The sequence below is a fragment of the Caballeronia glebae genome, assembly GCF_001545035.1.
Classification (GTDB): Bacteria; Pseudomonadota; Gammaproteobacteria; order Burkholderiales; family Burkholderiaceae; genus Caballeronia; species Caballeronia glebae.
This window is the reverse complement of the sequence record NZ_FCOJ02000071.1, coordinates 20,717-35,567: the sequence shown is the minus strand read 5'-3', so window position 1 is coordinate 35,567 and position 14,851 is coordinate 20,717. Positions and strand designations below refer to the sequence as shown.

Annotated in this window: 11 protein-coding genes; 9 read left to right on the top strand and 2 right to left on the bottom strand. The window is 62.1% G+C overall.

Going from position 1 to position 14,851, the window contains the following annotated elements:
• Positions 1–143 precede the first annotated feature (143 nt).
• On the bottom strand, positions 144–1,334 hold the full coding sequence (locus AWB82_RS31735) for a M20 aminoacylase family protein (protein ID WP_086973260.1): 1,191 nt from the start codon (positions 1,332–1,334) through the stop codon (positions 144–146).
• 160 nt (positions 1,335–1,494) lie between these two features.
• On the opposite strand from AWB82_RS31735, the gene AWB82_RS31730 reads away from it, so the two are divergent.
• Complete coding sequence (locus AWB82_RS31730; RefSeq protein WP_086973259.1) at positions 1,495–3,576, top strand: molybdopterin-containing oxidoreductase family protein; 2,082 nt, start codon at positions 1,495–1,497, stop codon at positions 3,574–3,576.
• Between the two features lie 127 nt (positions 3,577–3,703).
• Positions 3,704–5,377, top strand: coding sequence for a long-chain fatty acid--CoA ligase (locus AWB82_RS31725; RefSeq protein ID WP_086973258.1), 1,674 nt, complete (start codon positions 3,704–3,706; stop codon positions 5,375–5,377).
• 159 nt (positions 5,378–5,536) lie between these two features.
• On the opposite strand, the gene AWB82_RS31720 is transcribed toward AWB82_RS31725, so the two are convergent.
• Positions 5,537–6,721 (bottom strand): porin, encoded by a 1,185-nt coding sequence (locus AWB82_RS31720; protein WP_086973257.1) that lies wholly within the window; start codon positions 6,719–6,721, stop codon positions 5,537–5,539.
• A gap of 518 nt (positions 6,722–7,239) precedes the next feature.
• Here AWB82_RS31720 and coq7 point away from each other — a divergent pair.
• The 7 genes from coq7 (at position 7,240) to AWB82_RS31685 (ending at position 14,848) form a co-directional block, all read left to right on the top strand.
• Positions 7,240–7,896 carry a 2-polyprenyl-3-methyl-6-methoxy-1,4-benzoquinone monooxygenase gene (coq7, locus tag AWB82_RS31715; protein WP_086973256.1) on the top strand — a complete coding sequence of 219 codons (657 nt, stop codon included), beginning with the start codon at positions 7,240–7,242 and terminating at the stop codon, positions 7,894–7,896.
• Between the two features lie 391 nt (positions 7,897–8,287).
• Positions 8,288–8,716 carry a division/cell wall cluster transcriptional repressor MraZ gene (mraZ, locus tag AWB82_RS31710; RefSeq protein ID WP_086973255.1) on the top strand — a complete coding sequence of 143 codons (429 nt, stop codon included), beginning with the start codon at positions 8,288–8,290 and terminating at the stop codon, positions 8,714–8,716.
• A gap of 16 nt (positions 8,717–8,732) precedes the next feature.
• The gene (rsmH, locus tag AWB82_RS31705) at positions 8,733–9,686 is read left to right on the top strand and encodes a 16S rRNA (cytosine(1402)-N(4))-methyltransferase RsmH (protein WP_086973254.1); all 954 of its coding nucleotides are present in this window, start codon (positions 8,733–8,735) and stop codon (positions 9,684–9,686) included.
• A complete protein-coding gene (gene ftsL / locus AWB82_RS31700; RefSeq protein ID WP_086973253.1) occupies positions 9,683–10,027 on the top strand; it encodes a cell division protein FtsL in 345 nt (114 codons plus the stop codon). Before rsmH ends, ftsL begins: the two co-directional genes overlap by 4 nt.
• Entirely contained in the window at positions 10,024–11,880 is a 1,857-nt protein-coding gene (locus AWB82_RS31695) for a peptidoglycan D,D-transpeptidase FtsI family protein (protein ID WP_086973252.1), read from the top strand. The genes ftsL and AWB82_RS31695 overlap by 4 nt, the downstream gene beginning before the upstream one ends.
• Positions 11,877–13,421: a UDP-N-acetylmuramoyl-L-alanyl-D-glutamate--2,6-diaminopimelate ligase gene (locus tag AWB82_RS31690; protein ID WP_086973251.1), complete on the top strand. Its 1,545-nt coding sequence runs from the start codon at positions 11,877–11,879 to the stop codon at positions 13,419–13,421. Before AWB82_RS31695 ends, AWB82_RS31690 begins: the two co-directional genes overlap by 4 nt.
• Complete coding sequence (locus AWB82_RS31685) at positions 13,418–14,848, top strand: UDP-N-acetylmuramoyl-tripeptide--D-alanyl-D-alanine ligase (RefSeq protein ID WP_086973250.1); 1,431 nt, start codon at positions 13,418–13,420, stop codon at positions 14,846–14,848. Before AWB82_RS31690 ends, AWB82_RS31685 begins: the two co-directional genes overlap by 4 nt.
• Positions 14,849–14,851 lie beyond the last annotated feature (3 nt).

Sequence of the window (14,851 nt, the reverse complement as noted above, 5' to 3'; positions counted from 1 at the left end):
GAAAGTAGGTAATCGTCAGGCTCCTCATGCTGAAAGCCAAAACCCCACCCCTAAAAGGTGGGGTTTTTGCGTTTGGGAACGAAAAATCCGAAACGTTATATAGCCAGCGGAAGACCGGCAGCGCCCATTCGCCGCCGCGGGCATCAACGAGCCAGAAATCTCTCCGTCAGACGTACCCAATACGACGATCCAATCGACAATAAATCGTCGTTGAAGTCGTAACTCGCGTTGTGCAGCATGCAGGGCCCAGCGCCATGCCCTTGCTCCCGATGCCCGCCATCGCCGTTACCTAGAAACGCGTAGCATCCGGGCTTTTCAATAAGCATGAACGAAAAGTCCTCCGCTCCCATGGTCGGTTCGACGGCGCTGTCGACCTTATCTTTGCCTATCACCTCGGCCATGACTTCTGCCGCAAACTTTGTCTCCGCGGACGAATTGACTGTCGGCGGATAGTTTCGGTGGAAGTAAATCTCCACCTCGCAATCGTAGGCGGCTGCCGTCGCATCGACGATTTTGCGCATGCGCGCTTCGATCAGATCGAGCGTCGCCACTGTGAACGTCCGTACCGTTCCACCTAGCCAAGCTTGATCGGGTACCACGTTAGCCGCTTGACCGGCGTGGATCTGGGTAATGGAAAGCACCGCAGTCTCGATCGGCTTCTTGTTACGCGTAATGATGCTCTGGAGCCCATTCGCAATCTGGACCGCCGTGAAAACGGGATCGCGTCCGTTATGCGGCAAGGCCGCGTGCGAACCGGTTCCGCGGACCGTGATGCGAAATTCGTTGCTCGATGCCATGATCGGACCTTCGACCACGCCGAAGTGACCGGCTGGAATACCCGGCCAGTTATGAATGCCGAACACGGCGTCGACTGGAAACTGCCTGAAAAGACCATCCTCGATCATGGCTTTCGCGCCCGCGCCGCCTTCTTCGGCCGGCTGGAAGATGAAGATGACCGTCCCATCGAACTCGCCGTGCTTGGCCAGATGTTTCGCGGCCCCAAGCAGCATCGCCGTGTGACCGTCGTGGCCGCAGGCATGCATGCGGCCGTCGTTTGTCGATCGATGTCCAAACGTATTCAATTCCTGAATGGGCAGCGCGTCCATATCCGCGCGCAACCCGATCGAGGCGCCGCCGCTACCGCGCTTCAACACGCCGACGACACCCGTTTTGCCCAATCCCCGATGCACTTGGATTCCCCAACTTTCGAGGCTCTCGGCCACCAGTTTCGCGGTGCCGACCTCTTCATAGCGCAATTCGGGATGGGCATGGATCGTTCGTCGGAGCGTTTTGATCTCGTCGTGTGACGCTTCGATTTCTGGGATCAGATTCATTTGAACTGCTCTCACATTTGAATTCGGATCGCGCGTATTGATGGCGCTTGGTCGTCCCATTCTACGCCGCCACTATTTGCGCCATCGGACGGTCGATCGCATAGTGACCGTAATAGAATTCCATAATCTGCCACCTTTTACCTTGATTTACGGATTCCCGATGAACGCTCCAGCCGAGTTTGCCCGAGCCGTATGCCCGCACGATTGCCCCGATACATGCGCGATGCGCGTAACGGTCAAGGATGGCAAAGCGGTGAAGATCAGCGGTGAGCCCGATCATCCGCCGACACAAGGCGTGTTGTGCACGAAGGTCGCGCGTTATGCCGAGCGCACGCATCACAAAGATCGTCTCCTGACTCCGTTGCGCCGAATCGGCAAGAAGGGCGAGGGCCGATTCGAGCCGATCGGCTGGGACGAGGCGTTGCGACTCGCCGCCGAACGCCTGGAACCGATCGCGAGACGCACGCCCGAAGCCATCGTTCCGTACAGTTACGCGGGCACGATGGGTCTGGTACAAGGGGAAAGCATAGCCGCCCGATTCTTCAACGTAATCGGCGCATCGCGACTTGAGCGCACCATTTGTGCCGCCGCGGGCGCGGCCGGCCTGCGCTACACGTACGGCGCGAGCCTCGGCATGCATGCGGAGTATTACGAAGAAAGTGAGGTGATTCTGATCTGGGGCGCGAATCCGATCGCGTCGAGCCTGCATTTCTGGACCCGTGCGCAGGAAGCGAAGCGCCGCGGCGCGAAGCTGATTGCGATCGATCCCTATAAATCGCTGACGGCGGAAAAATGTCATCAGCACATCGCGCTGCGCCCGGGGACCGATGCTGCGCTGGCGCTCGGCATGATCGACGTGCTGATCCGCGAGAACTTCATCGACCGGGAGTATGTGAGCGCGCATACCGTGGGCTTCGATGAACTTGCGGCGCGCGCGGCGCAGTATCCGCCTTCGCGCGTGGCGAAGATTTGCGGCATCGACGAGAACGTGGTCGTCGAACTTGCGCGTGCTTTCGGGGCGACGAAGAAGGCGGCAATCCGCCTCAACTATGGGATGCAGCGCGTGCGCGGTGGCGGTAACGCCGTTCGCGCGATCGCTTGTTTGCCGTCGTTGACGGGCGCGTGGCGCGAGCGCGCCGGAGGCCTGCTGCTATCCTCGTCCGGCTGGGCGCCGGTCGACGGCAGTGCACTGGAGCGCCCCGATTTGCTGCCCGGCTGGCCTTCGCAAATTCCGCGCGCGGTCAACATGAACGCGATCGGCGACGCGTTGCTGCATCCGGGCGACGAAACGTTCGGACCGAAGATCGAAGCCCTCATCGTCTACAACTCGAATCCCGTCGCGGTCGCGCCTGACTCGGCGAGAGTCGAGGCCGGCTTCGCGCGCGAGGATCTGTTCACGATCGTGCTCGAACACTTCCAGACAGATACGGCGGACTACGCGGATCTCGTCTTTCCCGCGACGACGCAACTCGAACATCTCGACGTCCACAAATCCTACGGGCACACGCACGTGATGGCGAATCTGCCGGCGATTCCTCCCGTCGGCGAAGCGCGCCCTAACACTGAAATTTTCCGTGGCCTCGCGCGCGCGATGGGTCTCGCCGAGCCGGCGCTTTTCGAGTCCGACGAGCAGATCGCGTCGAAGGCATTCCGCTGGGACGACCGCACGCTCGAAGGTGAGAGCTGGGACACATTGAAGGAGTCCGGCTGGCTGAAGCTCGACCTCGCGGAAGCGCCGCTGGCCGAGGGAGCGTTCCGCACGCCTTCCGGAAAATGCGAGTTCTACAGCGAGCGCCTGAAACGCGAGGGTCTCGATCCGCTGCCGGATTACCTGCCGCCTTACGAATCCGCAGACGGCTCGCCGGAACTCGCTGCCCGCTATCCGCTCGCGATGATCTCTCCGCCCGCGCGCAACTTTCTGAACAGCAGTTTCGTGAACGTCGAAAGCCTCCGGGCGACGGAGCGCGAGCCGTCTCTGGACATTCACCCCGCCGATGCCCAGGCGCGCGCCATCGCCGATGGCGCGCTGGTGCGCATTTTCAACGATCGCGGATCGATGCAGGCGCGCGCGCGCGTGACGGAACGGGCGCGCGAGGGCGTTGTCGTCGGCTTATCGATCTGGTGGAAGAAATTGTCGCCCGATGGCTGCAACGCCAATCAGGTGACGAGTCAGGCGTTGACCGATCTCGGGGGCTCGGCGACGTTTTACGATTGCCTCGTGGAAGTGGAGCCGATGCATTGATGGGTTTTGGAGCAGCAGATTCGAGCGGCTGTGGTGGATGGCGTCTAACCCGATTGTCGGAGGCCGCCCGAAAAGTTAGGATCTCGTTTCCGCACGATCATTCTAAAATCATACAAAGGAGACGCCGATGGAGAAACCCTGGCTGAAGTCTTACCCGGCCGGCGTGCCAGCGGACATCGATGCATCCGCGTATCGATCCGTTTCCGAGCTGCTCGAAGACAGTTTTCGCGCGAATCGCGATCGCCGCGCGTTTGTGTGCATGGGCCAATCGGTCACGTATGCCGAGCTCGACGCGAAGTCGAGAAAGCTGGCCGCGTGGTTTCAGAAGCGCGGCATGAAGCCCGGCGCGCGCGTCGCGCTGATGATGCCGAACGTGCTTCAGTATCCCATCGCGATCGCGGCGGTATTGCGCGCGGGCTACGTCGTCGTCAATGTCAATCCGCTCTACACGCCGCGCGAACTTGAGCATCAGCTCAAAGACTGCGGCGCGGAAGCGATCGTCATTCTGGAGAACTTCGCGGTCACGCTCCAGGCCGTGGCCAAGAACACGGCGATCAAACACGTGGTCGTCGCGGCGATGGGCGACCTCATGGGTTTGAAGGGGCTTCTGGTCAATTTCGTCGTGCGTAGCGTGAAGAAGATGGTGCCCGAGTGGAATGTGCCCGGCAGCATCCGCTTCAACGATGCGCTCAATGAGGGCGGCCGCGTCACGCTCCGGGCGGTCACGCAAAATCCCGACGACGTCGCTTTTCTGCAATACACCGGCGGCACGACGGGCGTCGCGAAAGGCGCCACGCTCACGCATCGCAATGTTATCGCGAACACACTGCAGTCCGAAGTGTGGCTGGACCCGGCCCGCAAGCGTCGTCCGGACATCGACCAGTTCGTCTGCGTGGTCGCGCTGCCGCTTTATCACATCTTCGCGTTGACTGTCTGCGGCATGCTGACGATCCGAACTGGCGGCCTCGGCGTGCTGATACCCAATCCGCGCGACATCGCCGGAACGATCAAGGAGCTGAAGGGCGTTCCGATCAACACGTTCCCGGCGGTCAACACGCTCTATAACGCGTTGTTGAACCACCCAGACTTCGGCAAGCTCGATTTTTCGAAGCTCATCGCGGCGAACGGCGGTGGAATGGCCGTGCAGGAGGCCGTTGCGAAGCGCTGGTTTGCGGCGACCGGCGTGCCGATCGTCGAGGGCTACGGCCTGTCCGAGACCTCGCCGTGCGTGACTTGCAACCCGGTGACCGCGACCGAATACACCGGCACGATCGGCTTGCCGCTTCCGTCGACGGAAATCTCCATTCGCGACGACGACAATAACGAAGTGCCGCTCGGCCAGCCTGGCGAGATCTGCATTCGCGGTCCGCAGGTGATGGCGGGCTATTGGAATCATCCCGAAGAAACGGCGAAGGTGATGACCCGGGACGGCTTCTTCCGCTCGGGCGACGTCGGCGTGATGGACGAGCGCGGCTATGTGAAGATCGTCGATCGCAAGAAAGACATGATTCTCGTCTCCGGCTTCAACGTGTATCCGAACGAAATCGAGGACGTCGTCGCGATGTTGCCCGGCGTGTTCGAAGTCGCAGCCGTGGGCGTGAAAGATCAGGCTTCCGGCGAGGCGGTGAAGCTGTTCATCGTGCGCAAGGACTTGAGCCTGACGGAAGCCGACGTCGTCGCCTACTGCAAGGAGCGGCTCACCGGCTACAAGCGTCCGCGCATGATCGAATTCCGCAACGAGCTGCCAAAGAGCAATGTCGGCAAGATATTGCGGCGCGAATTGCGCGACGGCCGCGCGTAGCGTTCGCATCGTCTGAAGCGAGAAAGCCTTCGTGTCGCGAGACACGGAGGCTTTTTTTGTCGGCGGCACGCGACGCGAGCGCGATTCGATTCCCGCGCAAAGACGAAAAAAAGGCGCCCGAAGGCGCCTTTCAGTGTGTACAGCTTTGTTACGACCTTATTAGAACTTGTGACGGATACCGACAACGGCGGCAACCTGGTTCGACGTCGACGACGGCGACAGGTTGGCGATGTTCGCGACCGCTGATTGGTTCGTCGAGTCCGTGCCGCTGGCGTGCTGATAGATACCATCGATGTATACGTCGGTGCGCTTCGACAGGAAGTAGTCCACGCCGAGCATGCCCTGATGGTACTTGGCGTCGCCCAGGCCGTAGCCTTTCGTGTAGTCATACGCTACGCCCAGCAGCAGCGCCGGGGTCAGCTGATACTTGAAGTTGATTTCGGCATTGTGGAACTTGCCCGTGCCGCCCGTGAAGCCGCCCGTCGGCGTCAGGCCGGTGCCCGGCTCCGAGCCAAGATCCTTGTATTGCGTGTTGCTATACGTTGCGCCGACGGTTGCCGCGCCAAACGTGTAAGCACCGCCCGCCGAGATCACTTGCATCGTCTTCGCCGAAGCGTAGCCGTTGATCACGCGGCTGGCGCCGAAGTTCGAGGTCGAGCCAGGAGTCGTCGTCGCCGTCCTCGAGTTCGCGTTGTTGCCGAAGAACGAGTAGTTCGGGTCCTTGACGTTCAAGTAGCCTGCGCCCAATTGCAACGGACCTTGCGCGTAGCCAACGCCAAGCGACCAGATCTGATTGCGGTTGAATTGGCCAGCCTGGCCGCCGAGGCTGTACAAGCCGCCGAAGGTGAAGCCGGCGTAGTTCGCGCTCGTGTACTTGATCGCGTTGTTCACGCGATTCGAGTTGTTCATGTTGTCCAGGTCGCCCGGGTGCGCGCCGAAGGCCGACGCCCACTGGCTCCCAACTTCGAATGCGCCGGTGTAGTCAACCACGGAGTCGTACTGACGACCCAGGGTGACCGTGCCGAATTGTGCCGTCGACAGACCGACATAAGCCTGACGGCCGAACATGTCGCCGCCCTGGCCGAGCGTGCCGTTGAACACGTTGAAGCCGTTTTCCAACACGAAGATGGCCTTCAGACCGCCACCGAGGTCTTCCGTGCCGCGCAGGCCCCAACGGCTACCTTGCAGGTTGCCACTGTTCATCGCGTACAGTTTTTGGCCGTTGCTATTGTTGTTGTAGAGGAAGCCTGCGTCGACGATGCCGTACAGCGTCACGCTGCTCTGCGCATGTGCGGCGCCTGCGAAAACGCCCAATGCAGCGAGAGCGAGAAGCGACTTTTTCATTGAGTGAATCTCCAAGGAGTGTTTGCGACTTTTGGCAAGGTCACTGTTCTTAGCGCCAGTGTGTTGACGGTCCCTGCCTGCTTCTTAAACGAAGGTGACACGTAATGTAACAAAGAGGCTTTAACGGACAAAGGAAAAGGGGCTCCTCCGCCGGACTCATGTGACGTTTACGCAACAGGCGCTAAAATGTTGGTTTAGCAGGATTTTTGCGACCCGTGTTTGCCCTAATTACCAAAACGGGTGCGTCCGAAGGGGCGTTTTGGGCTTGATCGGGCGGGTGAAAAGTGCCGGCGGCGGACCTCTCGGGCATCACAACCGCGACGCATCGGCGAGGCGTTCCACGAACGTTTTCGGAAAAAGGGCCAGCATGCTCCGCGGCCTCTCGAAGCCAGTCCTGGCAAGCCCGCGCGGCCGCGTCGCCAGCCGATGTGCGCTAAAATTCGCGTTTTCCGCCGAGCGCTTGCCGGGCGTCGTTTCGACGTCGGCGAGCTGCGGACCATAAAGAAAGAGGTGACACCATGACGCTCGATGAAGTCATCAGCGAATTCGATCGAGGCCTGCGTTCCATGGCCGGCGTGAGCCGCATGTCGCGGCCGATTCCGGAATCGACGATGCCGCCTTCGGACGCGACCGGCGACGTCCTCTCGGAGGGGGCGCAACTCACGGACAAAGAGCGCGCCCATTCGGCCAGCCTGATGCGCGTGAACCATGTCGGCGAAGTCTGCGCACAGGCGCTTTATCAGGCGCAGAAGCTCGCCACCCGTTCGCCCGAACTCAAGGCGAGCTTCGAGCGAGCCGCGCGCGAAGAGGAAGACCACCTCGCGTGGATGTCGACGCGGCTGAAAGATCTGGAATCGCGGCCGAGCTTGTTGAACCCGTTGTGGTACGCCGGCGCGCTCGCTATCGGCTTCGTCGCGGGCCGCTTCGGCGATCGGGTGAGTCTTGGCTTCATGGCGGAAACCGAGCGCCAGGTCGAGCATCACCTCGACGGACACATGAAGACCTTGCCCGCGAACGATCACGCATCGCGCGCCATCGTCGAGCAAATGCGTCTCGATGAGAGCGCGCACGCCGCTGCCGCAATCGGCGCCGGGGGAAGCGAAGTACCGTTTCCGGTACGCGCTCTGATGCGCGCAGCCTCCAGAGTGATGACTCGCACGGCGTATTACATATAGCGCGCTGAAGCCTCGGTCGGTCGCGCATCGGATCGAATGCGGCATTTAGCGCGGAAACCCACGATCACACCAAAAAGCGGCCGGAAGAACCGTTACATTTCCCTCATTTCGGGTGCTCTTTTCACGTACTACCTTCACATCCCGCACTAGTCCTCTAATTAATAACGGTTTTCTCTTTTCCCGTTACTTCAAGCTCCTGCGCTAAGTCCTTGTTCTAGCGAATAAAAAGCACTCGAAAAAAAGGCACGCGTCTTGACCGAGGATATGCGTTCCTCTAAAGTGGGAGACAGTGTGAGAAAGTGGTGTTTTGTGTGATTCACCACCCATTTTCGATCAAAACTTGAGAGGGACGGACGTCGTGGTGGACGTCCGAAAACGGGGAGAAGGGCGAGTGTTCCAAGGGGCGTCGGCGCTGACCCTCGATGCGAAAGGACGGATGTCGGTTCCGTCGCGCTATCGGGAAGCGCTGCAAGGGCAGGCAGAAGGCCGGGTGACGCTCACGAAGAGCCCGGATGGATGCCTGTTGCTCTTTCCTCGCCCGGAGTGGGAAGTCTTTCGCACCAAAGTCGCCGCGCTTCCGATGGAAGCCATGTGGTGGCGGCGCATCTTTCTCGGTAATGCAATGGACGTCGAACTCGACGGTAACGGGCGCGTGCTGGTCTCGCCCGAGCTGCGCGCTGCCGCGTCGCTGGAAAAAGAGGTGACGCTGCTCGGCATGGGTGCGCACTTCGAGTTGTGGGACTCGCAGACTTACGCGGCGAAGGAAGCCGCGGCCATGGCGCAGGGCATGCCCGAAGCGCTGAAGAACTTCACTTTCTGACGCGGCGCTAAACAACATGGCTCCTGCGATGGGAAATGAACTGCAGCATCGCACGGTGCTGCTGAAGGAAGCGGTAGACGGACTGATCACCCGCGCGGACGGCATCTATATAGATGGCACGTTCGGGCGCGGCGGTCATAGCCGGGCGATTTTACAGCGACTGGGTGAGGCGGGGCGACTGATCGCCTTCGACAAGGATCCTCTCGCAATCGCCACGGCGCAACAGATTCAAGACTCGCGCTTTTCGATCGTGCATGACAGCTTCGCGGCGTTGCGCGACGCAGCGAACGAGCGTGGGGTGCAGCGGGCGTCGGGCGTGTTGCTGGATCTTGGCGTGTCGTCGCCGCAGGTGGACGACCCGGAGCGCGGCTTCAGCTTCCGCGCAGAAGGTCCGCTCGACATGAGGATGGATCCGACTCGCGGCGAGTCGGCGGCAGAGTGGCTCGCGCGCGCCACGGTGCAGGAAATCACGGAGGTCATTAGAGATTATGGGGAAGAACGGTTTGCTTTTCAGATTGCAAAGGCGCTTGTTGCTCGCCGGGCAGAGTCCGACCGTCTTGGGCCTCTCGACAGCACGCGCCAGCTTGCCGAAATCGTGGGTCACGTCGTCAAAACCCGTGAAAAGGGCAAGGACCCGGCAACTCGCACCTTTCAGGCTATACGGATTCACGTCAATCAAGAGCTTGCGGAGCTGCAAGTAGTACTCGAATCGGCATTGGCATTATTGGAGCAAGGGGGGCGGCTGGTCGTGATCAGCTTTCATTCACTCGAAGACCGGATCGTCAAGCGGTTCATGCAGGCGCACGCGAGCGCGCCGGCAGTGGACCGTCGTTTGCCGATCCGCGCGGTCGATCTTCCCAGCCCGCCGATGCGGGTGGTCGGCCGCGTGTTTCCGAGTGATGCCGAAGTCGCCGACAACCCTCGCGCCCGGTCCGCGGTGATGCGTATCGCCGAGCGAATCGCGCCATGAATCGCCTCAATATCTTCCTGCTCATCATCGTGCTCGGTTGCGCGCTGTCGGTCGTCAGCGCCACCAATCAGCAGCGGGAGATTTTCATCGACTTGCAACGGGCGCAATCGCAGGAGCGCCAGCTGCAACAGGATAACGCGCAGTTGCAGTACCAGCAGAGCGCATTGTCCAAGACATCGCGCATCGAGCAGTTGGCCACCAACTCACTAAAAATGCAGCCCGTGACGACCGGCCGAACGCAATATCTCACCTATGACACGGCGACCAGCAAGGCCGCCGACGCGCCCATGCCGCCGCCGCTGCCGGCGTCGGCGGCGCCTGCACGCGGAGCCAGGCGATGAAAAAGTCCGCGAAGCAGAAAGACATCGCTCACACGCCGAACGCGCTTCTCGCCGTGCGCCTGCCGATGTGGCGTTCGAAGTTCGTCGTGTTTCTGCTCTTCATGGCGTTCGTCGCGCTCGCCGCACGCGCGTTCTGGATTCAGGGCCCGGGCAACGCCTTCTTCAAGAAGCAGGGCGAGAGCCGCTATCAGCGCACGCTCGAAATGCCGGCGACGCGTGGCCAGATTCACGACCGTAACGGTCTCGTGCTTGCAACGAGTCTGCCGGTGAAGGCCATCTGGGCAATCCCCGAAGCCGTGCCGAACGATCTCGGCGCGGAAAAATTCGCGCAGTTGTCCAAACTCCTCGGAATGCCGGAGAAAGAGCTTCGCGCGAAGCTCTCGATGGACAAGACCTTCGTCTACGTGAAGCGTCAGGTGCCGCTCGAAGTCGCGCAAAAGGTCGCCGCGCTCGACGTTCCGGGCATTTATTCACGTGGCGAATACAAGCGCTTTTATCCCGAAGGCGAGATCACGGCGCACCTGATCGGCTTTACTAATATTGAAGACAAGGGACAGGAAGGCGTCGAACTCGGCGACCAGAACGTCCTCGCCGGCACGCCGGGCATGCGTCGCGTCATCAAGGACCGCATGGGCCATATCGTCGAGGACGTCGATGAGCAGGTCGTGCCGCACAATGGTACGGACGTCGAACTCTCGATCGACAGCAAGATTCAGTACATCGCGTACACGAACCTGAAGGCCGCCGTCGAGAAAGCGAAAGCGAAGGCCGGCGCGGCAATGGTGATCGACGTGAAGACGGGCGAAGTGCTCGCGCTCGTCAACTATCCCACGTACAACCCGAACGACCGTTCGCGCATGACCGGCGAGCAGTTGCGCAATCGCATTCTCACGGACACATTCGAGCCGGGCTCGATCATGAAGCCGTTCACCGTTTCGCTCGCGCTCGATCTGCATCGGGTGACGCCGAACACGCTCGTGGAAACGGGCGGCGGTGTGTTCGTCCTGGATGGCGCGCGCATCACGGACGATTCCGGTTTCGGCACGCTCACCGTCGGCGGCGTTATTCAGAAGTCGAGCAATATCGGCGCGACCAAAATTGCGATGCAATTGCGTCCGGAAGAGATGTGGAACATGTACACGAGCATCGGGCTCGGCCAGGCGCCGAAAGTCGGCTTTCCGGGGGCCGTGACCGGGCGTCTGCGGCCGTGGAAGAGCTGGCGGCGCATCGAGCAGGCGACCATGTCATACGGCTATGGTCTGTCCGTGTCGCTGTTCCAGTTAGGGCGCGCGTACACGGCCATTGCGAACGACGGCAAGATCCTGCCGGTCTCCATTTTTCATACGTCCGGCGATCAACCGCCGATCAGCCAGCAAGTGTTCTCGCCGACCACCGCGCGTGAAGTGCGCGCAATGCTCGAAACGGTCGTGGCGAAGGGCGGCACGTCGCCGGATGCGGCGGTGCCGGGCTATCGCGTGGGCGGCAAGTCGGGCACGGCGTACAAGCATGGCGGCCACGGCTACGACCATTCGAAGTACCGTGCGTCGTTCGTCGGCATGGCGCCGATGCCGAATCCGCGCATCGTCGTGGCGGTGTCGGTGGATGAACCGACGGTCGGCAGCCACTTCGGCGGTCAGGTGTCGGGTCCGGTGTTCTCAGGCATCGTCGGCGATACCTTGCGCGCGCTCAATGTGCCGCCCGACATGCCGGTGAAACAAATGGTCGTGACGGACGATTCGAACTCCGCCACGCAACCGGCCGCCCAGCAGCCGGCGAACACGAACAACGCGAATACCGCGAAGAAATTTGCGGTGTCGAGTAATACCAAGACGCACCCGGGAGTCGTGCGATGAGCGCGCAAGCCCGACAGAGCAAGATGCAAAAGGACGTATCACAAGCCGTTCAATGGTTGCGCGCCCACGCGCAGGCCGAGGCGCAACTGCACGCCGATACACGCTCGCTCAAAAGCGGCGACGTGTTTCTCGCCTATGCGGTCGAAGGCGCGGACAACCGTCCGTATCTCGACGCCGCGCTCGCCGCGGGCGCGGCCGCGGCGCTCTATCAGCCGGAGAATTTCGCGGGCAAGCCGGACGCGTCGAAGGCGCTCGCCGTGAAAGCGTTGAACGAACTCGCTGGCCCGATCGCGTCCGCGTGGTATGGCGAGCCGACCGCGTCGATGCTCACCGTCGGCGTAACGGGCACGAACGGCAAGACCTCGTGCAGCCAGTGGATCGCAACGGCGCTCTCCGCGCTCGGCCGTCCGTGCGCGATCGTCGGCACGCTCGGCATCGGCATGCCGGGCAAGCTCGTGCATAGCGGTTTCACCACGCCCGATGCGCCGCAGTTGCAGCGCAGTCTCGCGCAACTCAAGCGCCAGGGCGCGGAAGGCGTCGCGATGGAAGTGTCGTCGCATGCGCTGCATCAGGGGCGCGTGAATGGCGTCGATTTCGACATCGCCATCTTCACGAATCTCACGCAGGATCATCTCGATTACCACCGCACTTTCGACGCGTATGAAGCGGCGAAAGCGCGCCTGTTCGACTGGCCTTCGCTCAAGACGGCGATCGTCAATCGCGACGACGCGGCCGGTCAGCGTCTGATCGAGTCGCTGCGCGGCAAGGTGCGCACGATTGCCTACGGCGTCGAAATGCCCGCCGGTGCCGCGCCGCGCGTGGACGCGCTGCTGCTCGCGACCCAGGTTCGCGCAACGGCCACCGGCACCGCGTTTCATTTGTCGTCGGACTGGGGCGAAGCCGATGTCGAAGTCGGCACGCTCGGCACGTTCAACGTGAGCAATCTGCTGTCGGTGCTCGGCGTGCTGCTCGAAGTCGGCGTGCCGTTCAATGCCGCCATCACGCGCATCGAAAAACTCGAATCGGTCAACGGCCGCATGGAGCGGCTCGGCGGACGCGTGGCGAGCGACGAGCCGCTCGTCGTAATCGATTACGCGCATACGCCCGATGCACTCGACAAGACGCTCACCGCGCTGCGCCCGATCGCGCAGGCGCGTGGCGGCGAGCTCGTCTGCATGTTCGGCTGCGGCGGCGACCGCGACGCCACCAAGCGTCCGCTGATGGGCGAAATCGCCGAACGTCTCGCGGATCAGGTCGTCATCACGAGCGACAACCCGCGCAGCGAAGATCCCGTCTCGATCATCGGTCAGATCGCCGCCGGCATGACCGACGCCGCGAAGGCGCGCCGTGTCGAAGACCGCGCGAGCGCAATCCTTCAGGCGATCCGTTCCGCGGCGCGCGAGGACGTCGTCCTGCTCGCCGGAAAGGGACACGAAGCCACGCAGGAAATCATGGGCAAGAAGCGCGCTTTCTCCGATCAGGATCACGCGCGCCTCGCGCTTGCCGCACGCGCCACGCAACAACGCGGAGGTGGCGAATGACGATGTTCACCCTGCGCGAAGCCGCCGCGACCATTCCCGGCGCCGTTTTGAAGGGCGATGCGGATATCGGCATCGAGCGCGTCGTCACGGACAGCCGCGGTATTCAGGCCGGCGACCTGTTCGTCGCGGTGAAGGGCGATCGCTTCGACGCGCATGATTTCCTCGATCAAGTGGCGAAGAGCGGCGCGGCTGCGGCGCTCGTGTCACGCGAGCCGAGCAACGCCGATGCCTGGCCACTTCCTGTCATCAAGGTAAAGGACACGCGCGCGGCGCTCGGTGCGTTGGCGCACGGCTGGCGCAAGCGCTTCACGATGCCGCTTGTCGCGGTCACGGGCAGCAATGGCAAGACGACGGTCAAGGAGATGATCGCGTCGATCTTCGCGGCTGCGGTGGGCGTCGAAGCGCGGCTTGCGACGGCGGGCAACTTCAACAACGACATCGGCTTGCCGCTCACGCTGTTCCGCTTGAACGCGTTGCACAAGCTCGCGGTCGTCGAGCTCGGCATGAATCATCCGGGCGAAACGTCCGTGCTCGGCAAGATCGCCGCGCCCGATGTCGCCGTCGTCAACAACGCGCAGCGCGAGCATCAGGAATTCATGGCGACGGTCGAGGCGGTTGCGCTCGAACACGCCTCGGTCATACATGCGCTGGGCGTTGCGGGCACCGCCGTGTTTCCCGCTGACGACCAGTACGCCGTCTTCTGGCGCACGGCCGCGACCGACAACGCGATCATCGACTTTGCGCTCACCGGCGATGCATCGAAGGCTGCCGTCACCGGCACGCTCGAAGGCACGACGGTGCATCTGCGCACGCCTCAGGGCGCGCTGGATATCGCGCTGAACGTGCTCGGCGAACACAACGCGCGCAACGCGCTGGCGGCGACCGCGGCTGCGCTTGCCGCCGGCGTTTCGCTCGATGCGATCAAGCGCGGACTCGAAGCATTCCAGCCCGTGAAAGGCCGTTTGCAAGTGAAGCGCGCGATGCTCGGCGCGCTCGCCGGCGCGACCGTTATTGACGACACGTACAACTCGAATCCCGATTCGATGCGCGCCGCAATCGACGTGCTCGCATCGCAGGCAACGCCGCGCGTGCTCGTGATGGGCGACATGGGCGAAGTCGGAGAAGAAGGTCCGGCGTTTCATCGCGAAGTCGGCGCGTATGCGGCCGAGCGCGGCATCGATGCGCTTTTCGCGCTCGGCGCCGCGAGCGTCGATTCCGTGAACGCATTCAACGCGGCGGCATCGAAGCAATCCGCGAAGCATTTCGCCGACGTTGGCGAACTGCTCGCAGCACTCGAACACGCAGGCTATGGCATCGAGGCCACGTATCTCGCGAAAGGCTCGCGCTTCATGAAGATGGAGCGCGTGGTGGATGCCTTGACGAGCCCACAACAACCCGCGGCGGGCAGTACGCCCGCCGCCCATTGATTC